At 56.2% G+C, this 22,531-nt stretch carries 20 protein-coding genes and 1 pseudogene; 12 read left to right on the plus strand and 9 right to left on the minus strand.

The features are described from left to right. Nucleotides 1-196 precede the first annotated feature (196 nt). The 3 genes from FME68_RS09405 to FME68_RS09415 all read right to left on the minus strand — a co-directional run bounded on the left by FME68_RS09405 (nucleotide 197) and on the right by FME68_RS09415 (nucleotide 4,376). Complete coding sequence (locus FME68_RS09405) at nucleotides 197-1,513, minus strand: amino acid permease (RefSeq protein ID WP_158397403.1); 1,317 nt, start codon at nucleotides 1,511-1,513, stop codon at nucleotides 197-199. Nucleotides 1,514-1,523: 10 nt separating this feature from the next. Further along, the gene (locus FME68_RS09410) at nucleotides 1,524-2,771 is read right to left on the minus strand and encodes an arginine deiminase (protein ID WP_046649198.1); all 1,248 of its coding nucleotides are present in this window, start codon (nucleotides 2,769-2,771) and stop codon (nucleotides 1,524-1,526) included. A gap of 411 nt (nucleotides 2,772-3,182) precedes the next feature. Next, nucleotides 3,183-4,376, minus strand: coding sequence for an ATP-binding protein (locus tag FME68_RS09415; RefSeq protein ID WP_158397404.1), 1,194 nt, complete (start codon nucleotides 4,374-4,376; stop codon nucleotides 3,183-3,185). Between the two features lie 321 nt (nucleotides 4,377-4,697). On the opposite strand from FME68_RS09415, the gene FME68_RS09420 reads away from it, so the two are divergent. Both FME68_RS09420 and FME68_RS09425 read left to right on the plus strand, forming a co-directional pair. Next, complete coding sequence (locus FME68_RS09420) at nucleotides 4,698-5,159, plus strand: ASCH domain-containing protein (protein WP_158397405.1); 462 nt, start codon at nucleotides 4,698-4,700, stop codon at nucleotides 5,157-5,159. A 128-nt stretch (nucleotides 5,160-5,287) separates the two neighbouring features. Further along, nucleotides 5,288-7,000, plus strand: coding sequence for a bifunctional metallophosphatase/5'-nucleotidase (locus FME68_RS09425; protein ID WP_046649200.1), 1,713 nt, complete (start codon nucleotides 5,288-5,290; stop codon nucleotides 6,998-7,000). Nucleotides 7,001-7,119: 119 nt separating this feature from the next. Here FME68_RS09425 and FME68_RS09430 read toward each other — a convergent pair whose 3' ends face one another. The 3 genes and pseudogenes from FME68_RS09430 to FME68_RS13460 form a co-directional block, all read right to left on the minus strand. After that, nucleotides 7,120-7,626, minus strand: coding sequence for a GNAT family N-acetyltransferase (locus FME68_RS09430; RefSeq protein WP_046649201.1), 507 nt, complete (start codon nucleotides 7,624-7,626; stop codon nucleotides 7,120-7,122). Nucleotides 7,627-7,744: 118 nt separating this feature from the next. Further along, nucleotides 7,745-8,572, minus strand: coding sequence for an Lrp/AsnC ligand binding domain-containing protein (locus FME68_RS09435; protein ID WP_230308963.1), 828 nt, complete (start codon nucleotides 8,570-8,572; stop codon nucleotides 7,745-7,747). Between the two features lie 54 nt (nucleotides 8,573-8,626). Further along, a pseudogene (locus FME68_RS13460) lies at nucleotides 8,627-8,791 on the minus strand (Lrp/AsnC family transcriptional regulator); the annotation flags it as partial. 140 nt (nucleotides 8,792-8,931) lie between these two features. On the opposite strand from FME68_RS13460, the gene FME68_RS09440 reads away from it, so the two are divergent. Both FME68_RS09440 and FME68_RS09445 read left to right on the plus strand, forming a co-directional pair. Then, a complete protein-coding gene (locus FME68_RS09440) occupies nucleotides 8,932-10,140 on the plus strand; it encodes a M20 family metallopeptidase (RefSeq protein ID WP_046649203.1) in 1,209 nt (402 codons plus the stop codon). Nucleotides 10,141-10,169: 29 nt separating this feature from the next. Next, complete coding sequence (locus FME68_RS09445; RefSeq protein ID WP_158397406.1) at nucleotides 10,170-11,741, plus strand: AbgT family transporter; 1,572 nt, start codon at nucleotides 10,170-10,172, stop codon at nucleotides 11,739-11,741. A gap of 266 nt (nucleotides 11,742-12,007) precedes the next feature. Here FME68_RS09445 and FME68_RS09450 read toward each other — a convergent pair whose 3' ends face one another. Continuing rightward, entirely contained in the window at nucleotides 12,008-13,039 is a 1,032-nt protein-coding gene (locus tag FME68_RS09450; RefSeq protein WP_065422039.1) for a thermonuclease family protein, read from the minus strand. 477 nt (nucleotides 13,040-13,516) lie between these two features. Here FME68_RS09450 and FME68_RS09455 point away from each other — a divergent pair, with 477 nt between their 5' ends. From FME68_RS09455 to FME68_RS09465, 3 genes are read left to right on the plus strand one after another with little or no spacing between them, the layout of a single operon-like run. Next, nucleotides 13,517-14,461, plus strand: coding sequence for a dihydrodipicolinate synthase family protein (locus FME68_RS09455; protein WP_070545289.1), 945 nt, complete (start codon nucleotides 13,517-13,519; stop codon nucleotides 14,459-14,461). A 31-nt stretch (nucleotides 14,462-14,492) separates the two neighbouring features. Further along, entirely contained in the window at nucleotides 14,493-15,434 is a 942-nt protein-coding gene (locus FME68_RS09460) for an ROK family protein (RefSeq protein WP_328287798.1), read from the plus strand. 41 nt (nucleotides 15,435-15,475) lie between these two features. Next, nucleotides 15,476-16,186 (plus strand): N-acetylmannosamine-6-phosphate 2-epimerase, encoded by a 711-nt coding sequence (locus tag FME68_RS09465; RefSeq protein ID WP_071407303.1) that lies wholly within the window; start codon nucleotides 15,476-15,478, stop codon nucleotides 16,184-16,186. 9 nt (nucleotides 16,187-16,195) lie between these two features. On the opposite strand, the gene FME68_RS09470 is transcribed toward FME68_RS09465, so the two are convergent. Next, nucleotides 16,196-16,912 carry a FadR/GntR family transcriptional regulator gene (locus FME68_RS09470; protein ID WP_070680786.1) on the minus strand — a complete coding sequence of 239 codons (717 nt, stop codon included), beginning with the start codon at nucleotides 16,910-16,912 and terminating at the stop codon, nucleotides 16,196-16,198. Nucleotides 16,913-17,153: 241 nt separating this feature from the next. Between FME68_RS09470 and FME68_RS09475 the strand changes: the two genes are divergently transcribed. The 3 genes from FME68_RS09475 (at nucleotide 17,154) to FME68_RS09485 (ending at nucleotide 19,634) form a co-directional block, all read left to right on the plus strand. Beyond that, nucleotides 17,154-18,677 (plus strand): sodium:solute symporter family protein, encoded by a 1,524-nt coding sequence (locus tag FME68_RS09475; RefSeq protein ID WP_071407304.1) that lies wholly within the window; start codon nucleotides 17,154-17,156, stop codon nucleotides 18,675-18,677. A gap of 66 nt (nucleotides 18,678-18,743) precedes the next feature. Then, entirely contained in the window at nucleotides 18,744-19,175 is a 432-nt protein-coding gene (locus tag FME68_RS09480) for a hypothetical protein (protein ID WP_158397407.1), read from the plus strand. 27 nt (nucleotides 19,176-19,202) lie between these two features. Further along, nucleotides 19,203-19,634: a hypothetical protein gene (locus FME68_RS09485; RefSeq protein WP_158397408.1), complete on the plus strand. Its 432-nt coding sequence runs from the start codon at nucleotides 19,203-19,205 to the stop codon at nucleotides 19,632-19,634. A 412-nt stretch (nucleotides 19,635-20,046) separates the two neighbouring features. On the opposite strand, the gene FME68_RS09490 is transcribed toward FME68_RS09485, so the two are convergent. Next, entirely contained in the window at nucleotides 20,047-20,601 is a 555-nt protein-coding gene (locus FME68_RS09490; RefSeq protein WP_144013092.1) for a CAP domain-containing protein, read from the minus strand. Between the two features lie 508 nt (nucleotides 20,602-21,109). Between FME68_RS09490 and mmuM the strand changes: the two genes are divergently transcribed. Both mmuM and FME68_RS09500 read left to right on the plus strand, forming a co-directional pair. Beyond that, on the plus strand, nucleotides 21,110-22,048 hold the full coding sequence (gene mmuM / locus FME68_RS09495; RefSeq protein WP_239663616.1) for a homocysteine S-methyltransferase: 939 nt from the start codon (nucleotides 21,110-21,112) through the stop codon (nucleotides 22,046-22,048). A 48-nt stretch (nucleotides 22,049-22,096) separates the two neighbouring features. Further along, a complete protein-coding gene (locus tag FME68_RS09500; protein ID WP_144013093.1) occupies nucleotides 22,097-22,483 on the plus strand; it encodes a hypothetical protein in 387 nt (128 codons plus the stop codon). Nucleotides 22,484-22,531 lie beyond the last annotated feature (48 nt).

Genomic DNA, 22,531 nt, shown 5'->3' on the forward strand with positions numbered 1-22,531 from the left:
GTTAAAGAGTAAGGAAAGATTCATAAAATCTGGGTACATCTTAGGAGGTGCTGGGTACGCCGGCAATGGTCGCGGACAATCATTTTTGGGAAAGTTAGGGGCGTAAAGTAACCTTCTTCCAGCCTTTTGACCCTTCGTTCACCAACGTTTGATTGCCTCAATGCAGGGGTGGGACATGTGGGGGCGGCTTTTGTTCTTAGAACAGGTCCCAGATGGTAATGCCCAAAATGACTGAACCCAGGGCAAAGACAAAGTAATTCCATGGGTCATTCCGGAATTTCTTGTACTCCTTGACCTTGTGGAACATGTACACCGGCAGCAAGAAGATGAGAATTGCATCAAACACGCCGCCCACCAGGTAGATGAGGTTGAGAATCGGTGGATTAAACACGGAGACCATAGTGCCGGTGATGAAAATGAAGACGTAGACAATGGTGAGCAATGTACGTCGGTTGAGCCGGTTTGCTGTGCGCGGAGCCAGTAGGCGAACCATGTAGGAGGTACCTTCTTCTGCGCCGAGCATTGTTCCAAAGTAGGAGGTCACGATGGCGAAGATGACGATTAACGGTGCCAACACGGCCAGCGCGTGAACTCCGGTGACATTGGCAAAGTAGGACAACACCGGAATGTTTTGCTCGGAAGCCTCCCGCATACCGTCAGCCCCCAGCGCCAAGACGCATGACCAGACAAAGAACATGGTGAAGATGACCAGCAGCGCGGCCGTGTAGAGCTCAATGCGCGAGACTCGCTTTTCGGTGTTCTTGCCGTAAGTGGATTGCATGTCCACTGACATTTGCGATAGCGCCGCCATGTGGGAGAAGGAGAAAGCCAGCACGGGGAGAATAAGAACGGCGCCGAGCAAGATATTTGGCCAGCTTCCGTCTTTGTAGTCCACGTCCAGGAAGGAATGAAAATCCCACTGGGGGATGAGGTAGATCGACGTTGCTGCAAGCGAAATGATGAGCGGATAAACCAGAATTTGTGCCAACCAGAGCATGGGTTTGCGCCCGATGGCGAAAATTCCGGTGAGGGTGCCCACGCACAGCACCGAAAGCACCCAGCGGTTGATGGAAGGTCCATGGAGCTGGTTAACAATGAAGCTATCAATGGCATTTGTTACGGAGATGGCATAGATGAACACCGTGGGGATGTTGGCCAGGGAGTACATCAATGCCACGAACAAACCTGTGTTGCGTCCAAGGTACTTGCGCACCAGTTCCAAGATGTCCAGCCCGTAGTCCTGGGCAGGGGCGCCGGCGACAATGCAGGCATAGGTTCGGTGGGAGAAATACACCAAAGGGAAAATGATCACCGTGGCGAAGGCGAGCGGCCAGAAGCCAAAGGCTCCTGCCTGTAGCGGCAGAAAGAGGATTCCGGCACCCATCGCGGTGCCAAAAAGCGCAAGAACCCAACTCAGCGCCGTGCCTTCGGACTTCGGTGGTGTGCTCGCAGGTTGTGTGGAATCCCCCAAGTCGGTGGTATGTGCAGTGGTGTCGGCTTTGGACGAAGTCATAAAATTCTTTCTAGTAATCGACGGCCTCGCGGACAATTGGGCAGGTCATACAGTGCCCGCCTCCTCGGCCGCGCCCCAGCTCTGCCGATCCGATCTCCACTACCTCAATGCCGGCGGCACGCAACTTGGCGTTGGTGTGTTTGTTGCGGTCATAGGCCACCACCACGCCGGGTTCGATAGCCACGACGTTGTTGGCATCATCCCACTGCTCACGGGCGGCAGCGTAGGTATCGCCGCCTGTTTCGATGACTTCGAAGGCGCCAATGCCCAGCGCCTTGGCGACGACCTCGAGGAAGGACTCGGTGGGCAGTTCGACGTCGAAAGGCGCCGTGCTTGTCGAAGGATGCAGGACTATCGGCCGGATGGTGTCTACCACCTTGGGGTAGGCGGTGACCTTGTCGGCGTCAAGGAACGTAAGCACGGTGTCGAGGTGCATGGAGGCGCGCTCCTTGGCCATGGCCGCAATGATGACCTTGGTGGCGGCGCCTTCCTCAAATAGGCGCATGGCCAGCTGACTTACGCCCTGCCAGGTGGTGCGCTCACCCATGCCTACCAGTACGATGCCCTTGCCAATCGGCATGATGTCACCGCCTTCCAGTGCCGCAAGCCCCGGTTCCTCATCGGTGTTGCCGTACCAGAACTTGAAGTCTGCCTGCGCAAACCGCGGGTGATAGTTATAAATAGCGCGGGTGAGCAGCGTTTCCTGGTGGCGCGCTGGCATACGCATGGGGTTAAGGGACACGCCGCCATAGATCCACGCCGAATTGTCCCGCGCGTACTGCGTATTGGGCAATGGGCGCAGCGCAAAAGCGGACGGCCCGTAGACCTCACGCATGGCGTCGATGGTGCCGTGACCCAGGCCCTTCGGGATTTCGGCGAAGGGTAGTCCGCCAATGAGGAGTTCGGCCAGGCGTGCAGTGGGCATCTCATTGAACCAGTGGCGCAGCTCGCCGCCAATGCCCGCACCCACATTCTTATCGAGGAGCTTGTAGTCGAGGATGAAATCCCGCCCACCCGGGGTGTCCAGGGTCTCTTCCAAAAGCTTGTGCATTTCCAGAACCTCGACACCGTAGCTGCGCAGCTCGGCGACGAACTCTGCATGGTGTTTCTTGGCTTCGTCGACCCAGAGGACGTCGTCGAAAAGCAGCTCAGCGCAGTTACTGGGGGTGAGCCGCTCGTGCGCGAGCCCGGGTGCGCACACCATGACTTGGTGGAGTTTGCCGACCTCGGACCAGACTCCTAACGGGGAAGCTGCCATGTTTCTGAAACCTTTCTTGACGCCTGCACGGCGCCATCCTGCAACGTGGTGAACTGGTTCACCGGAACTATTGGTCTGTGAACTACACGACAAGTTTATGGACGCCGAATATTTTTTCAAGCCTCGCGTGGGTGAAAGAAAGCCCACGTAGATGGAGGTTTTACGGCGCTCTGCATAATATTATTCACTTTTATTCATGTATTGCGGTGGGGGAGTGGGCGCACTCTTGCTGGGCTTGCCGACGCCCCACCCCTCCACCACTGCGACGACCCTAGCGGTGGCGGAGACCGCAGACCGACAGTGAGCCGGATGCATAACTTTGGGTGGGGTGGAAACTCTGCGCGAATATTAGGGATCGGGGTGCGGGGGGTAGGCGTGGCGTGCAGCGCACGGGGGATCGGGGCGTTTCCGCTACTGCGAATCGAAGTCCTCAACAATGAGGCTTGCCGCATGCGCACGGAGGTAGTCGCGCATGTATGGCAAGGCGAAGTCGACTTCGCCGTGGCCCGTGGTGGTGATCATTTCGGCGTCGAGAAGCCGGCGGCGATAGTTGCCTACATAAGAATCAGTCTTATTGAAGCGTGCCTTGATATCCGCCATCTTGGCAGGGCCATCGCTTTGGGCCATGTAAACCAAAAAGCTTCGGTCGACAGTGGAGAGATCCGAGAGCGCGGGCTCATGAACAAGTTGGCCGAGCTTTCGCTGTGCTGTTGCGACTCCGCGTTGGGCAGCGTCGATAGAAATCTCGGTACCTCCGTCAGCGGTACGTTCCTTTTCCCTGAATGAGCACTGGCCGACTAGCTGAATCATGAATGGATATCCATGGCACGCCTCAACCGCGGTTTCCAAAGCGTCCTTTGACCATGAGGTGGCGGCGCTGTGAAGGGGTTCCTCCAGTGCTTCACGTACATCCGAATCGGAGACCCTGCCCAGCTCAATGCGGTTAGCGCGTCGAAGAAAGGTAACTGGATTGGTGTCGCCGCGACTGTTCAGCTTTCCGGAAAGTAGTGGTCTAATTGAGGATGGGATGCCTGCCATGACAACGGAAATGTCTTCACCTTCGCGAACCAGATGTTGAATCGTGGCGCCGAACTCTATGAGCTCTTGGCTTCGTTGGTGGTGCATTTCATCCAATGTCACGAGCACACCACCAGGCTCCTGGCGGGATTTTCGGTCAAGCTCACGTTTATAGGCCAGTAAATCCTTTAAGGCATTACGTAGCGAGTACGTTGATTCCGCAATGGCTCGCGTATCCCAGTTGAGCCCGCCTCCAATGCCGAGGATGGAGACGTTGAGACCTTTGAGCTGCTTCCTGTCTTTGGTCAAGAGTTGAATGATGCTGCTGCGCAGTCGCTCAACGAAACCTGTCGTTGCAGTATCGCTGAGCGTGAGCCAACCGCGCGTGAGCGCTTCGTCTTCGAAGGCGTTAAGGAGGACTGTCTTTCCGATGCCGCGAGGGCCGATGATGAGCGAGATCCTCTCATGGGCGCCGGGGCCTTCATCGAGCGCGAAACCGAAATCACGAATGGCATCACTGCGGCCAACCAGCAATGGGGGAGTGGCGCCGAGGGTAGCCGTAAAAGGGTTGGTGTGTTTCGGATTCATGGCACTCACTCTAGACCACAAAGCTTTTGAAGTCTTGTGAAGTTTATGAAGTTTTTGAATTTTTTGAAGTTTATGAAGAGCTGTGAAGTTTGAAAGAGGGGCCGCACCGCTAAGCAATGGGAAGTGGCGGCGCGGCCCCGGAGTGATAGGGAAGAAGGGCGGATTCCCAGCCTTCCGTGTAGGGGGCATCGTTGACATTAGGAGCGGGGCCGGACGTCGCTGCGAATAATTCGAACACGCGAATCGAACGTCCAGTCGGGCGAAACGGCAAGCTAGCACGTGCTTGGTCAACAGCATTCCTGAGCCACGTACTGTAAACGTATGACTCAGGACGCTTTGGAACCTATATCGGAGCTGCCTCGCGGCGAGTTTGCTTTCCCCAGCCCGCTTCGCGACGCCCTCGTTACCGCCATCCTGGACGGCACCAAAACCACTACGTCATCCTTGCTGGTTGAGCACCCGCGCGGCCGCAACCCGCGCGAGGATGTGGGCACCCTAGAGGCCGTCCTCGATTCACACGACAACGTGGTGTGCGTTATCCGTACTACCGAGGTCCAGGTCTGCCGGCTCGCAGACGTCAGTGACGAGCACGCCATCGCCGAGGGTGAGGGCTACGCCGATGCCAGTGAATGGCGCGCCGGGCATGAGCAGTTCTGGTGTTCACCCGAGTTCGTTGAATACATCGGAGAGCTAGATATCAACGATGACACCCAGGTGGTGTGTCAGCGTTTCACCGTTGATGGGCGGTACCCGGTTAGGGCATTGGAGGCGTGGGATTCCTGAAGGGGCATGCCCGCGGTCTAGGAGTTTTCGTAGCTCGTGCCCAGCGGTAAGCATCTGGACTATGAATGTTCATCTAGATTTTGCCTCAAGGTCGAGGAACCTCTAGCCGCGTTAGGCAGAATGCCTCTATGCGCAATCGTCACACCATTCTTGCTTTGACTGCTCTTCTTTCTCTCAACGCATCTAACGCTATCGCTGCTGAATCGGACCCAGGTCAGGCGGCAGTAGCGACCGGAGACGTTGTCTACTTCCAGGACATGAAGGAGTTTGAGCCCCGAGCCTGGGATGACGGGAGCCACCAAGGCGGCATCGCCTACCTAGCAACTGCCCTTGAGAATATCCGCCAAGAAGAAGGCGACCCTATCGTCGCCTTTGGTGGAGAACTTGCTGCCGGCAGCCTATTCGGCTCAGTCTTTCGCGGTGAGCCATTTGTCGAGGCTTTTAACGAACTCGGCGTGGACGTCGGCAACTTTGGCAACCACGACTTTGATTACGGCGTGGACCATACTCGTAGCCTTATCGAAAAGGCCGAGTTTCCGTGGATTTCCAGCAACCTGACTACCCAGAATGGCGAGCCGATCAGCGATGACGGGACCACCTTCACTGCTAAATCCGGTGAACTCACCGTCGGGTTTGTTTCTCTTACTGCCGACCTTGATCGAACCGTAGCTGCCAAGGATGTCGTGACGGGGGACTTCGCTGAATCCGCACGCGCCGGGGTTAACAAGCTCCAAGAAGAAGGCGTTGATGCGATCGTTTTGCTGAGCCAGATCTCAAAAGAAGACACCACTCGGGTAATGGAAGAGATTCCCGAGCTTGCAGCAGCGCTGCGTGAAGAAAACGAGGCGCAATCACCGGAAGAAGTAACCTACACCGCAGATGATCGGCCGATTATCGCACCGCGTGCTGATTATGGAACGTTGGTTCACCTCGACGTCACCGTTGACCGTTCCACGCAGAAGACCACGGTGAAGGTAGTGAACCATCCGGTCAATCCATCGCTTCCTGCTAACGAAGAGTGGAAGGCACGCAGCGAGAAACTCTACGGTGAATTAGACCGTCAACTGGGCGAGCAACTTGGTACTGCGACGCAGGCTTTATCAAAAGCAGAACTAGGCCCGTTGGTAGCGGATGCATACCGCGAACATTTCGATACTCAGCTCGGATGGCAGAACGGTGGCGGCCAGCGTGCTGACATGAAAGAAGGGACCTTGACCCGTCGCGATGCGCAATCGGTGCTTCCTTTCGGTAACTCACCAATCGCGATTCAAGCAACGGGCGCACAGATTAAAGATGCACTGGAAAAGGGTATTGAATCTAATCCGGATGGTGGGAATGGCTTCCCACGGACTGCCGGATTCACGTTTGATTACGACATGAATGCGCCATTCGGTGAGCGCGTCAGGGCGATAAAGCTCGATGATGGCACGTCAATGGACATGAATTCCACGTACTCACTGGCCATTAGCAATTACGTGGTGAATGGTGGCGACAAGATCGATTCATTCAGCGATGCGCGTGTTACTTCTACTGGCACGGCAATCGACGTCGATGTCTTCTCCGAGTACATCAAGCGGCATGGTGAGCTCTCACCTTTGAAGACTCCTGATGAGCCAAACGATCCAGCAGACGGTGGGAAGACAGAAGAATCATCGATTGGTTCTTCGCGTGGAGCAGCCGTTGCTATCGGGGTGATCGCTGCACTGGCGGGTGCTTTCATTGCGTTCACTCCCAAGTCTGTACTGGATGGGATTGTTCGCTATCTGAAGACCTTCTTGCCGGGCTCGTGGCAACTAAATCTTCCTTCGGATCACTTCCCCTTGCAGGGACTGCATCAATAACCAGGGTATTTCAGTTCTACGGAGTCATTCCCACGTACCAAAAGAGTGGCTGAGCTGCGAGTGATAAGTTGAGCTTCTTCGTCAATGTGGCATAGACCTTGATGAGGTAATTCTTTTTATCAGCCCAGTCGATACACCTCGTAGTCGCCCGGCACTCCTGCGCCGGGGACGTGCTGAAGTCCGAGCTTCAATGCTAGGGCAATCGACGCTTCATTAGTGGGGTCGATTATCGCAACGACTGGGAGCTGCGGGAAACGCTCGCGCGCATTGGCAACCGCAGCGGCTGCGGCCTCCTTGGCATAGCCCTGGCCTTGCGATTCGGGTGCGAAGCGGTAGTAGAGGTTGAGCACTTCCTCACCGGCTTCTTCGCTATGACGCACGCCGGTAAAGCCAATGGTCGTTCCATCGTGAGTGGACACCACGTAGTAGCCCAGCTGTTTTTCACTCCAATTCTGTTGCCACGAGCGTGCCAGCTCCGCGGCTTCCTCCCTAGTCTTCATAGCCAATTCAGGGCGGTGCTCGTAGGTGCGGGCGTCCGAATGAATGGCAAAGATGGCGTCAATATCGGCATCTGTAGGCACCGACAATGCGAGCCGTGGGGTCTGGAGGGCGAAATCCTGATTCATAGGGGTTCCTTTCATTGAAATTTACAGGACTCCCAGGTTATCCAATCACGCGGTGAAACCCCTTCAATTCCCATCAAACTCATCTGCTTAGTGTCCACTAAACGAGGGTTCCTCACGATCAGCACGCATGTAATACATGTGCATGCAGTGAAGGACTATCGGTCCAGGGGACGTGGCCGATTTTCCGCCCCTCTTCGTCAAGGAGAACTCCCGCCCTCTTGTGGTGTTGCAGGAGGATGCTGCGGCTGACTACGCGAGTCGGTAAGCCGCGGACTACGTCAGATTCCACTTCGTTGGCTTGGCTGAAGGACCTTAGCCATAAGATGACGTAGAGGTTTGCTTCCCCACCTACCAGTGTTGTACACAAGCGCGCGTCTGGAAAGGTCTTGATCTTCGTGACTACCTCGTCGAGCTTAGCCGGCGGGACCAGCAGCCATAGGGCCAGCACCCCAGGCCATTCGTCGTGGAGCGGTGCAGCCTCCACTCGCTGGATAAGGACCCGCCGTGAGAGGAACTGTTTAACAATCCGTCGGGCCTGTGGGTCACCGAGACCCAAAGATGAAGCAATACGCGAGGCGCCGGCTCGTCCATCGCATTCCAACACACGAAGCGTCTTTTCCACGCGTTCGTCGAACTCTACTTCCGGGAACTTGTATTGGTTGGGCGATTTTTCGATTCGGCCAAGGGTGCCGCTGTTCCACTGAGCACCTTCAAGCTGGACATCCGACATTAGTGAAATGATTAGTTCGGATATGCCCTCGACCTGTCCTATGGACACATTGAGTACTGGGCGCACGCGGCTCTTGTCAGGAACAAAGACTATGAGCTGAATCTGGTACGCGCCGGTCATCTCACTTACCGACATCACTTCTGGGACCTGACAAAGTTGCTTGGCGACCGCTTCGACGAACCCTGGCTGGCATTTGACCCGCACGCTGAAGCACATCAACCCACGGACCCTATTTGGGTAGGTAGCGATCCAACCGGCTCCCGACTCCACCAGAGCGTGCCAATGTCGCCTCACCGTGGGGCCACTTACCCCAATTGTCCGCGCAATTTCCGCCCAGGGCGCGCGGGGATTGCGTTGAAGGGCATCAAATACCGCGAAGTCCAATTCCGACATCATGGTCTTTCCAGGATCTATCCCAGAGTCCATACCGAACATATTCTCCTGTTTTTAGACGTCATTCAAACAAATAGAGCTTTCAGAAAGTTTATTTAAATAACATACCTCGACAATGTGATCCATGGCATTAACTTGCGCGGATTGCATCTATGTCTCATTTCCGTTTGTCAAGGAGTTCCATGTTTGAGCAAGAGCCGTCTTCGACCAACATCAAGGACTTGGTAGATTCGCTGCAAAGCTACGCCAACCAATTTGCCGACAACCTCGCCGACGTTGCCAAGGATCTGTGGGATCACCCTGAAATCCGTTTCACCGAGTACCACGCCGCTAAGCGCCTTACCGCTGAGTTAGAGGACGCCGGGTTCGAGGTCACCCGCGGTTTCGGAGGCCTTGAAACGGCCTTTGTCGGCAAATGGTCTTCGGCCAGTGCAACCGCCGACTCGCCAACACTGGCAGTCTTTTGTGAGTACGACGCCTTGGAAGAGGTAGGCCACGCCTGCGGCCACAACATCATCGCAGCAAGCGGCTTGGGCGCAGCGAAAATCGCTAAGGCAGATTTGGAAGCCGATGGGAAGACGGGCGCTCACTTGGTGGTTATCGGCAGCCCCGGTGAAGAGGGCGGGGCAGGTAAGGTCCCGTTGATCGAGAATGGGGTGCTCGAGGGGGTTGACTACGCCGTAATGATCCACCCGAGCAACGAGGAGAAGGTCGGGGGAGGGAGCCTTGCTCGCGTCGCTCTCGATGTTGAGTTCAAGGGCAAGGCCAGCCATGCCGCGGCTGCGCCGGAAGACGGGCGTAACGCACTCGACGCAGCAACTCTCTCGCTAAATGCGATCGGCCTTCTCCGCCAGCAGATCAAGGATGATATTAGAATCCACTCGATCATCACTAACGGTGGGCAAGCACCAAATGTAATTCCTGAGCTAACTGGAATTCGGACTTTCGTGCGTGGATCGGACTCCGATTATCTTCTCGAGAGCGTTGTTCCGCGCGTTAAGAATTGCTTCGAAGCTGGCGCTCTTGCCACCGACTGCACTGTGAGCATCACCTCGACTACTCCGCCCTATCTTTCGCTGAAGTCGAACCCGACTCTGGTCACCATCGCTGAAGCAGCGTTTTCGGCTGTTGGGCGCCAGACTACTCCGAACGAACTGTTCTCTGGGTCTACAGACATGGGCAACGTTAGCCAAGTAGTCCCTGCTATCCACCCAATGATCCGCCTGACCCAGGATGCCCCGCCTCATACCCGTGAGTTCGCAGCAGCTGCCGATGGTCCTGATGCAAAGAAAACGATCATCGACGGCGCTTTGATTCTCGCCGCCACCTTGCTAGCCGGTTTCCGCGACCCCGAAGTCGTGGAAGAAGCGAAGCGAACTTTCAACGAATAACACCCCAGCAAACTAAGTAAGGAGTGGCTATGTCTAGCGCTAGCTCCCACTCATCGCCGGTCACCCAAGAAAGTGCGGAAAAGTCATCCACACGCTCGACTCGTCAGTTCGGTCGAGATGTTCTCCGTACGATCGAGAAGGTCGGCAATGCCTTGCCAGATCCCTTCCTGCTTTTTGTAATTCTGGCGTTGGCAGTCATGGTGATGTCTGCGATAGGCCATGCTTTCGCCGGTTCGGTCACCCACCCAGGAACCGGGGAAGACGTCCACATTCGTAGCCTTCTGTCGGGTGAAGGAATCGAGTACATCCTGACTTCGATGCTGGAGAACTTCACCGGCTTTGCGCCCCTGGGGCTTGTCCTAGCCGTGATGCTCGGCATTGGCTTGACCGAGCCGGTCGGCTACATTCAGCACGCCGTGCAAAAGACCGTTCGTCGAGTGCCCTTCGCGGCCCTCCCTTACGCGGCGGTTTTCATTGGAGTGATCGGCAACCTCGCTTCCGACGCTGCTATGGTTGTCATCCCGCCCTTGATTGGGATCGTCTTCCACCACGCGGGAAGGAATCCGATTGCTGGTGTCGCTGCAGGCTTCGCCGGTGCGGGCATTGGTTTCACCGCAAACCTCTTTGTTGCTGGTACTGATGCCCTGCTGGCAGGAATTACCACCGAAGCCGCGAGAATTGTCGACCCAGAGGCACACGTAACAGCCGTCGCAAACTGGTACTTCAACGTCGTGTGCGTCTTTGCCCTTACCCTCGTTGGAGGACTCGTCACTACCTATATCACCGAAAAGCGTCTCGGTAAGTACGAAGGTTCAATAGATGCCGAGGACCTAGAGGAAGAGACAAAGGAAAGCGACAGAGCTCTGCTATTTTCTTCTGTCCTAGGCACGGCGTACATCGTACTTATTGCGGTAGTCGTATTGCTCCCCGATAGCCCACTCCGGGGCGAGAACGGGGCAATCATCGATTCCCCGTTCATGTCGGGCATCATTCCGATCATACTCGGCTTCTTTATGCTCCTCGGCACTAGCTACGGCATCCTGATGGGGAAGATTAAGGACTCCAAGGACCTGTCGTCATATATGGCAGAAGGTATTTCCGGAATGTCCGGCTACATTGTGATGGTCTTTGCCATCGCGCAATTCATCAAATATTTCGAGTGGTCGAATATCGGTATTTGGCTAGCGGTCAACGGTAGTGATTTCTTAAAAGAAATTGGTTTTACCGGAATCTTCCTGATTATCGGATACATCGTGTTCACAGCCCTGCTCAACTTGATCATTCCGTCAGGCAGCGCCAAGTGGGCATTGGAAGCGCCGGTTTTTGTTCCACTCTTTATGCAATTGGGTTATCATCCTGGCTTCATCCAGGCGGCCTATCGTATGGGCGATTCCTCCGCGAACATGGTGACACCGGTATCCCCTTACCTACCGATCGTCCTGGGGTATATCCGTCGGTACGACAAGAGTGCGGGTGTGGGCACATATATCAGCATCATGCTGCCCTATACGATTGCGTTCTTCTGTACCTTCTTGGCCGTCTTCCTTGTATTCTTCGCGTTAGAAATACCCTATGGCCCAGGCGTGACCGCTCACCTGTAGTAAGACAGCGTGGTGTAGTAAAATACCGAACGATAGATCCCCGGTCGGGCCTCTTCCCCTTGTAGGGAACGCATAAATGACCGGGGCCTTTCGTTCTCACGGAGACGTGGACATATTCCAAAAAAATTGCCTGAGCTGCGAACAACAAGTTGAGTTTCTCCGTCAACGCGGCATGCGCATCGACGACAGTGCAACTGCAGTCGAGCTTCTCTCACGGGTTAACTACTTTCGTTTATCCGGGTATTTCCGGTATTTGCAGCTCGTGTTTACCCAATCTGCACGCGTGTGGTGCAATCAATCTTGGCGTAGGGTCGTCCCTTCTTGTCAATACTGGTCATTGCGTAGTTTCCGTTGTAGGCGCGGCAACCGGTGTAGTTGTCCACCGGATTGCTAGGTGCCGGTGCGGCTGGTGCCTGGTAGGCGGGTGCTGCTTGCTGGGCCTCCTGCTCCGCGCGACGGGCAGTCTCCGCAGCCTTGCGTGCTGCTTCTTCCTCGGCGCGCTTCTTCTCGCGTTCCTCATTGGCGGAGGAGATTTCGCGATCCAAAGATTCTTTTCGCTCAGTGGCGTCCTTCTTCAGTTCGTCGAGAAGCTTTGCTTGCTCCTTGCCAAACGCTTCCTTCTGGAACTCAGACTGTTCCGCCATGGCCTTCTCCAGCTTGGTTACGGCTAATTTCGCGATGGCTAGACGGGTGGCATGGCTACGAGCCTTGTCGAGCTGCTCGTCGTTCCACATGTCATTGAAGTGGAACTGCCGCGCCTCATACACGGCGGAGCGTGCGTCCTGGAAGGACTGGTAGGCGCTGTCGTCGCCAAAGCTGCATTCCGGACCGGCCGAGTTGATGCCCTTGCCCGCAGCACGGGCTCGGTCGGCAGCGGCAGAGACCTCCGAGAAGAAGCGGGTGTTGCTGCCCACTTTCATCGGCACTGCGAAACCTTCCTCAGCAACGGAGGCGTTGATGAGCGAACTTTCCTTGAATACACCGGCCAGCGTGCGGCCATACTTGTCCTCGCGCTCATCGTCGTACTCCAGCGTCACTACCGTGCCTACTGGCAGCAGGCCTGCCAAGTATTGCTTTGCTTCCTCGGCCAAGCACTCCTTGCCCATCTCAGGCGTATCGATGTTGAGCAGGCGAATACGCGTGGTCTCACCATCCTGCGCTACATCGATGGTGTCGCCATCGATGACGTTTTGGACCGTAATGACGTCATCGGAAGAGTCCGGCCCTAATACGGCATAGGCACCGTAGCTCACTCCACCGGCGGCTAAGAGCCCAGCGACAACCTTGAAAAATCCCATATCAGGAACCCCACGAGAGAAAGAAAGTAACAAGAACATCAGGAGTATACATGCCTGTATTAGGGGGTGTTCCTATATAGTTTGTCAACCTTGCGGCGTCCGGCCCTGCTTGCAGCTGTTTTGTCCACTTCCGGTTCTCTCGGTCGCGGCACGCAAGGGCGAGTCGAACGCGCCTACAGTCACGTGTTGGCAGGCGCACATTCACAATCGTAAGGCGCGCCATCATAACCAAGCGGTCGACTTTTTGCCGAGGCTAAAAACTGATTGGCATCGTACTGCTAGCAGGCCCATGGCTCTAGGTAAGGTGCCCCCGCTCCACTGTTCCAAGGAAGAGGGGAGTGTGGAAGGCGGAGAGCTTGAACTAGGCAACGAGCTGTAAGCGGAGTTCTTTTCGCTGGAAGGAACTGCATCACAATCCTAGGAGACGTATGATGTCTTATGACTCTAATACGAAGGCGAAGAGGAAGGTTTCCAAACATGACTGCAAGCACACAGCTCCTGCGCGGTGTTGTACCACCGCTGCTGACCCCGTTTAATGAGGACTACTCCGTCGACACCGATACCCTCAAGCGCCAGGCTGAACGCCTTATTAAGGCTGGCGTTCATGGCCTGTTCGTGCTCGGCTCCTCAGGTGAGGTTGCTTTCCTCACTCGAGAGCAGCGCAAGGAAGTCATCGCAACGGTGGTGGAACAGGCTCAAGGGCGCGTTCCGGTCATCGCCGGCGTGATTGATATGACGGCACCGCGAGTGATTGAGCACATTGAAGACGCCGTCGCGCTCGGGGTGCAAGGGCTAGTTGCCACTGCGCCTTTTTATGTTCGTACTCATGATGTAGAAATTGCTGAGCACTTACGGCTTCTCCATGCAGCCGCGCCAGAGACCCCCATCTACGCGTACAACATTCCGGTCAGCGTTCACTCCGTGCTGGATATCGCTACTCTTATTTCTCTGGCCAAGGAAGGCGTTATCGCTGGTGTCAAGGATTCCGGCGGCAATGATGGATACACGCGTGCTCTGATTAGCGCCCGCGACAAGGCTGGGGTGAAAGACTTTGTAGTCTTGACCGGCTCGGAAACTACGGTCGACTTTGCTTACCTGGCAGGTGCCGATGGCGTGGTACCTGGTCTGGGCAACGTGGACCCGGTTTCCTACGTGAAGCTACACGAGCTCCTAGTTGACGGATCGTATGCAGAGGCCGCGGAATTGCAGTCTAAGATTTGTGACCTTTTCACCATCGTTGGTGTTGGTGATGGCACGCGCATGGGCGGGAGCTCGCAAGGCCTCGGCAGTTTCAAGGCAGCGCTGCACCACCTGGGCGTCTTCCCGTCGGGGCTGATGTCTCGTCCGCATGTCGCTCTGAACGATGAGGAGCTGGCTAAGATTCATGAGATCGTCGATGCCGCTCAGGTGATCGAACCTTAATTCCTCTGGACTACGACGAAACGAGTGAAGAGTGACTAGTACCCTTGCGCTTGATGTCGGTGCAACCAAGATTGGTTGGGGCTTCGTGGCTGATGAGGACCCAACACAAGCAGTAGCGCTGGGAAAGATACCTACCCAGCCGGCCGGGGCTTCGCCACAGGAGCAGATCCAGAAAGCCATTCAGCTGGCGTTGGAGGAATCGGGTATCACTCCGGCGCGAATCGGCATTGGCTCGCCAGGAGTCATTAAAGCTCCCGAAGGGCTCGTCACCTACAACGGAGACACCATTAAGAACTGGGCTGGCACCAACCTTCGTGAGGTCGCGAAAGAGGTTGTTGATCTCCCGTGTGCTGTTCATAACGATGTGCGAGTCTGGGCGTACGGAGAGTTGATGCTCGGAGCCGCGAGGGAGTTCCAGTCCGGCAGAGTCCTGTACCTTTCGTTGGGAACTGGTGTCGGTGGTGCGGTAAGCGATAACGGGAGTCTGCTCAGCGGACCTACCGGATCGGCCGGAGAGTTTTCTGAACTCTTGTGTGCTGATTTCCGGGGCTTTGCGGACCGCGCCGAGAACATCATGAGCGGCAATAGTCTGGCTGCATATTACGAAGAATTTTCTGCGAACCCTGCAAGCGAACGGGTGCAGTGGAAGCAGCGGGACCAGTTAGCGCTTCCCCTCGAAAAGGTCGTGGAAAGAATGAACCAGGGAGACGAACTCGCTTCCCGGATTATTCGAGGGAATTCCTATGGCCTTGGCCGCGCGGTGGCGGGTCTTGTTTCAGGGCTCGATCTCGATGCCGTTGTCTTGGGCGGCGGTGTGTGCCAGATTGGGGCCGCTGTGGAAGAACCATTCCGTCAGGCCATTGAGGATTTCGCATTGAAGCCGAATCGCTCCGTTGCAATTCGGGTTACTGAATCTCCGGCGACAGCACCGTTAGTGGGTGCAGCGGCTTTTGCTCGAGACAACGCTTTTTAGCACCGTTTATCTGCGGTATTTCCAGAAGAAGGCTCAGGTATATGTTTAGGTTTAAGAGTAGTGAACTGGCGGACCGCCGAGAAGAAGTTCACGGCATGATTCGGAACTCGGTGATTGTCTCGGTGCAAGCGCCAGATGGTCACCCAATGCGCGATACCCACACCTTGACGCATGTCGCCCGTGCGTGTGTTGAGGGCGGAAGCCGCGCAATCCGGTGTGGCGGGTATGGCGGCATCGAGGATGTCGAGGCAATCGCAGCCGCAGTAGATGTACCAGTTTTCGGCCTAACAAAGGAGGGGAGTGAGGGGGTTTATATCACCCCTACTGTTGAGTCCGTGCGCCGATTGGCTGAGGCGGGGGCAGCTGTTGTCTGTGCGGATGCTACGGATCGCCCTAGGCCTGATGGCTCAAGCTTCTCTGACCTTGTCGCGGAGTGCCACCGGTTGAATGTTTTGTCGATGGCTGACTGTTCTACCCCGGAAGAAATGCAGCGGGCGCACCAAGCAGGTGCAGATATCATTTCAACGACGCTGGCTGGCTATACAGAGTTCCGGAGCAAGACCGAAGGTCCAGATCTTGAATGCTTGGCAGAGGGGCGACGGCTCTGCGGTGAGGATGCCTTTGTAATCGGCGAAGGAAGGTTTGCCTCGCGCGATGATGTGGCTGCAGGAAAGCGCGCCGGCGCCGACGCAATCATCATTGGCACTGCCATTACAGACCCTGCGTGGATTACGCGGAGCTTTAATAGCTGACACGGACTGTCACAGCGAAGTCAGCAGGGGCTCGTAATGCCTGATTACAGACTCTTGGTACTTCTTCAGATCTTTATTCTGTAGGGCATCGACGATGTCTTGGTGCGCGCGAACCGTTCTGCTGAAGTCCTGTGGTTCTTCTATTTTGCGAAGTGGAATGACGTTCATGTGCACCTGCCAGAAGGCATCATTGAGCTCACGGATAATCGGGTTATCTATTTCGGAAAGCAGAACCTGATGAAACTCCCGATCCTCCTCGGCAAAGTTGAGACCTTGCTCCCGCTTGGCTGACATCTTTTCAACGATGGCGCTCAACTGATCTAGCTTGGAGGGATCGGGTTTGGTAGTGATTTCTTGCCCGATAGAAAGATCAATTGCCTGCCGAATCTCCACCACATTGCGAAGCGTTTCAAGGTTGTCGTCAGCGTCGAGAGTCGCGCGAAAAATGAGGCCTTGAACTAGGGCTTTGAGTGACGTGCCGGAGACAAACGTTCCTGTTCCATGCCTGACTTCGACGATATCTAACGTCGTTAGGATTCTGATGGCTTCTCGGACGGAGGAGCGAGAGAAGCCGAGTTCCGCACAGAGCTCAGATTCGGTTGGCAAAGTGTCCCCAGGCTTAAGCGCATTGTCCCGAATAAATTGTTTGATGCCTTCTACAGCCTGCTGTGTGGTTGAGGCAGGGCGATGCTCGGCTTCACTGAATCCCCATGTTCCGGTGTGCACTGGTTAATCCCTCTTTTCTTTCCGATCCATCTTAAGCCTCCCACGTTGGCGGGGTTCTCAAAGGATGAGCGCTGCTGGGGGAGGAGCACTTCGCTCTGATGATCAGGGGTAGACGGCTTTATCTTAAATCCCTTCACACATCAGACGTCTGATGTATTGTATCTTTCAACATGCTTTGTTGCACAGACGAATTGGAGAGTGACTTAGCTCTCTGCACTGAAAGCCCTGAAGGGAAGGTCAAATGCAATCGTTCGGAACACTCAACTGGATAGTTCTGATCCTCTATCTCCTGGGAATGCTTCTTGTCGGCGCCTATTTTGCGCGCAGGGCCGGAAGTGATCAGGACGAATTCTTCAAAGCGGGTGGCAGGATTCCTGGCTGGGCAGCGGGATTTTCTATCTATGCCACGACGCTGTCTGCCATCACATTCATGTCGACGCCGGAAAAGGCATATCTGACTGACTGGGCCTACTCGGCTGGAAACCTCGCAATTTTTGCGATTGTTCCAATCTTGATTGGTTACTACGTCCCATTCTTTAGGAAGCTGGATGTCACGACGGCATACGAATACCTTGAGGAGAGGTTCTCTGTTGTCCTCCGAGTTCTCGGCTCGCTCCTTTTCGTTCTTTATCACGTCGGGCGCATCGCCATCGTTATCTATTTGCCTACGTTGGCAATCACGTCGGTGGCAGATATCAACCCGCTGGTCGTCGCCGCGTTTGTAGGCGCTCTTTGTATTGTGTACACCTTCCTGGGAGGCATGGAAGGCGTGATTTGGTCTGATGTGATTCAAGGCATCCTGCTGCTGGCTGGCGCCGCAGCGGTAGTGCTGACGGCCATGGCCATGACTCCCGATGGATTTAGCGGTGCGGTGGTTAACGCCGCTGAAGAAGGAAAGTTCTACTCAGCGGACAACTTCACCACGAATGCAGTCTTCTCCTCGATACCATTCATCTTTATCGGAAATGTACTGAACAGCTTGCACCAGTACACCTCTTCTCAGGACGTCGTTCAGCGCTACCAAACGACTCCCACGATTCAAGCGACGAAGAAGTCTCTCATCGTCAACGGAATTCTGGCGCTGATAACTATTCCGCTGTTCTACGGGATGGGAACGGCTTTGTATAACTTCTACGAAGCGAAGGGTGGTCTGCCTGAAGGAGTCAACACTTCTGCTGTAGTGCCGTATTTCATTCTTTCGGAGCTGCCTGCAGGCATTGCTGGACTCTTGATTGCTGCCATCTTGGCGGCTGCGCAATCGACAATTTCTTCTTCGCTCAACTCGATTTCCGCGTGCGTTGCCGTGGATATCTATAACCGCTTCTCCCCGAAGGAAGCGTCGGTTACTTTCTCTCGCCTGGTCATCATCGTTGCCGGAACCTTCGGATTGGCCGTTGCACTGTATCTCATCATTACCAACCAGTCGGACCTGTGGGACCTGTTCCTCGCGATTACTGGTCTTTTTGGAGTTCCGCTCACTGCGGTATTTGTCTTGGGTATCTTTACGAAGTCCGCAAATTCCAATGGTGTTCTCATCGGGCTCCTGTGCGGTGCGATTGCTGCGTATTTCGCTGGAAAGCTGGACCAAGGCCCATTCTTGGTCTCGATTGTCGCCTTCGTAGGAACTCTCGTTATCGGCTACCTGGCATCCTTCATCTTCAGGAAATCTGACCATCACGACATCACGGGCTTGACTATTTACGGAAAGGACCTTGAATACACGCGGCGCAGTGTCAATCAAATACCCGTTGCGCAAAGTGAGTAAGCAATACGAATAGGCTGCCGCTAGGCTTGGTTTGCGTGTACACCGAAAGCAACTGAAGGAAACACAATGACCACACCCGATATCGAGGTTGACTACGACTCCGTCGATTCGATTCTGGATGTAATCGGTCGATGCCTACGCGTGGACCGCAAACTCAATCAGCGTACACCGTGGGATGGCTTTGTGGTCGTGTCCGGTTACGAGCAGGGGCACGCGGCGCGCCAGGCATGGCGGTTTGTCGGTGATAAGACTCTGATCACCACGGTGTCCGCACTCAACCCAGCGTTCAACCGTACGCTGATCGCACGGTTGCGAGAGCTCACCGCCGATCCGGAACGTGGTGAGTGGCAGACGTGGATCGCGCGCTACGATCTCGCCTCCGATAGCTTCGACCACACATTCCTGTGGCCCGGAGAGGACGAAGGCTTTAACGTCCTCGCCTATGACACTCCGATGTCCACGATCGAAACCCTGAACCCAGTCCATCATGCTGAATAAACCCATGGCGCAACTGGAGGGAACGCAATGACTATATCTGATTTCACCGTCGACATGGACTCCGCCGATTCGGTCCTTGAAGCAATGAGCGAGTGTCTGCGTTTAGATGAGGAGCTCAATGAGGAGAAACCGTGGGACGGCTTTGTGGTCGTGACCGGCCTGAACGAAGTGCAAGGTGCATCACAAGCATGGCGCTTTGTCGGCAAGGAGACTCTACCCACGCCGGTGGGCATACGCAATCCGGCACTCGACCCCGACCTGCTGGAATGGTTGCGACAGCTCACCGCCGATCCGGAACGCGGTAAGTGGCAGACGTGGATCGCGCGCTACGATCTCGCCTCCGATAGCTTCGACCACACATTCCTGTGGCCCGGAGAGGACGAAGGCTTTAACGTCCTTGGCTATGACACCCCGATGGCCACGATCGAAACCCTGAACCCGGCCTTCCACGCCGAATAACCGCGACCACAGGACCCATTTCAGCATTGGTATCGCCCCGGTAACGCCGACCCGTCTAGGTTGCCCCGAGTAGAAGTAACGCGTGAGCGTTACTAGGGGGCTGCGTATGGAGCGCTGCACTCCGCTGCTTCTTTGGTTTCGTGCTAGCGCGTCTTTATCTGGGAGTGCCGAACCTTCCGAGAAACCCGCCGAGAAGTCTCTTTACAAAGAACTCACCGACACCGATGGGCAAGTCCTCGGCGACCCGACGACGAACAAGTTCACCCCTCCCGCTCCTTTGATGTCGGCAGCTCCCTGAATGGTTCTGGATTGGGTGGTCATGTGAGAATTATCTTGGTGCCAAAACGGTGGATGTACCCGTGAGGAGGGGGTTCCTTCTCGCGGGTACATCTATTGGGCAAAGGTGTGAGGCCTAGCGTCCAAAGTTCTGCACGGCGTACAGCTTGCCGTCGGCACCAATGGCCATGCCAATCCCCACGGACTTGGCGCGCGGATCAAGCAGGTTCTTGCGGTGGCCGGGGGAGTCCATCCATAGCTGCACGATGCGGGCGTCGGAGTAGTCGCTCCATGCCTGGAGGACGTTCTCGCCACCAGCCGGCAGGCCGGCGGGGTAGTGCGTCCAGTAGTTCGGGCGGTGACGGGTGTTACCGTCGCGGCTCAAGGTGTTGGCCCAGTCCTGTGCCAGGTTGGTCAGGTTCGGGTCAACGCGCAGCGGTGCGAGGCCATTAGCCACGCGCTGGGCATTGGTTTGATTAATGATTCCCTGGACGCTGGCGGAGGTCTGCGGTGCCGGGGTAACCGGACCTGCCGCTGCGGGGACGGTGAAGCCGAACGCGGCCGGGTCGAACGTGCCGAAGGAACTTACAGCCTGAGCAGGGGCGTTGACGGAGCCAGCGAAGAGTGCTGCGGCGGCAGCAACGGGGGCAATGATCTTTGTGGCGGTGTGTCCAAACTGGAGGCGGAACATGGCGGGCACCTCTTTCTGCTTCAGGGTTAAGTGGCGGCTTTCCTGCCGCGTACCGAGCGGTACTTTCACTTAAAATTAAAGCTCTCTTCAGTGCGGAAAGGCCAGCTGACCAGCAGTTTTAAGCTTTGCCCTTATGTTTGTCACCTTTTATGGCTCGTCTCTTAGGCTTCTTTAGATTTCCCCTACTTTTGGCCCGGCTTTGCAAAGGTTGAGCCTTTAGTTTCGCGCAGTGGGGGTGATGTTCGGGGGTGGTCGTTCAGGATTGCATTCCTATATCCAGGGCTTTTAGGGGAAAGGGGGCTAAATGTAGCTGAAACCTTGGCTATTTCTTGGCAAAAGCATGGGTAGCTTCTGTGAATGTATAGCTTGTGCTAATGGGCGCTGTTGTGGCGCGGTGCATGGAAATGGTGATGACGGGCGTGAATAGATCCTGGGGAGAAGGATCGGACCGCCTAAAGATTAAGAAAACTAATATGGCTATTGGGGTGGCTTATCGTGATGGTGCGGGGTGACTGCGGAAGCCATTGCTAAGCTCATGCGCATGGTCCTTCATGCCGCGCCGCTGCTTCTCGATGGCGGCCTGGGAACCTACCTCGAAGCCCAAGGACACGATATCTCCGGCCCGTTGTGGTCGGCGCGCGTGCTGCGTGAGAACCCAGCGCTCATCGAATCCGCCCACGCTGACTTCTTCGCCGCTGGTGCCCAAGTGGCCACCACAGCCTCCTATCAAGTCACCTTCGACGTCCTCGGCGAGGAGGCGGAAACACTTCTGCGCCGCAGCGTTGCGGTGGCACGTGATGCGGCGGGCGGGGCCGTCGACAAGCACGGCGCCCTGGAGGAATACTTGGTTGCCGCGTCCATCGGCCCTTATGGCGCAGGCCCAGGTGAGGGCACCGACTACGACGGGGCCTACGGCCTTAGCCGCGAGGAGCTGTACCGCTGGCATGCCCGCAGGGTAGCGGTGCTCGCGGATACGGACGCTGACTTTTTGCTTGCTGAGACCATCCCCAACGTCGACGAGGCTGCGGTACTGCTGGAACTCCTGTCGGCTCAGCCCAAGCCCTTTGCGCTGAGCATTACCGGGGCCATTGCCGCTGACCCGGTCAAGCTCATGCGTGTTATCGACCTGGTCAACCAGGCACCACGGCTGGGTGCCGTGGGCGTGAACTGCGTGAGCGCGCCCCACGCGCTTGGTGTGGTGAAGACGCTGCGCGCAGCCACCGATAAGCGGCTGCTGGCTTGCCCCAACAGCGGCGAACTCTGGGACCACGGCGCCCATGAGTGGCGGCCGGCCCCCGCTGGCGCGGTGAGTTTGGCTGAGGCCGCAACGGATCTCGTGGCTGCCGGCGCGAGCCTGCTGGGCGGGTGCTGCCGCGTGGGGCCCACTGAGATACGCCAGCTGCGCACTTCCATCCTTCGCGCAACAAGCGACTCATTTGGGCAATAACGAAGGAATACCAGGACAACCCCACGGCACGGGGGATACAGTATTGCTATGAAAAAGTCTTCTTTCCTCGCAGCATGCGCTGCGCTCCTCGTCACATCGCTGTCCGTCCCCGCCGCCAACGCCGAACTGACCCAAACTGAGCGGGACCAATTCCGTACCGACCCCGTTGGCGCGATTGCCTGGCAGGCCATCAAGGGCTCTTCGGAATATGTTCGCGCTGATGGCAACACCATGATGGCCGCGTCCTTCTTCTCCATGACGATGCCGGGGCAGAGCATCGGTCTGCCTGCGCTGGAGAACTGTGCTGAGCGCGTCGGTTCCTCCGCGCCGGAGGGCGGCGTTCGCTACGTGGCGGCCGCCCTGTGCGCCACCTTCGATCCGAATGCCCGCGGCGAGGTGCAGCGCGGGGACTTTGGCTACGGTCCACTGGGCTAAGCCTCGCTGTGGTCAGGCGCGCTACGCCACGAAGTGCGTAGCGCGTAG

Origin of the sequence: Corynebacterium hiratae, from assembly GCF_009708045.1 — a bacterium.
GTDB classification, from domain to species: domain Bacteria; phylum Actinomycetota; class Actinomycetes; order Mycobacteriales; family Mycobacteriaceae; genus Corynebacterium; species Corynebacterium hiratae.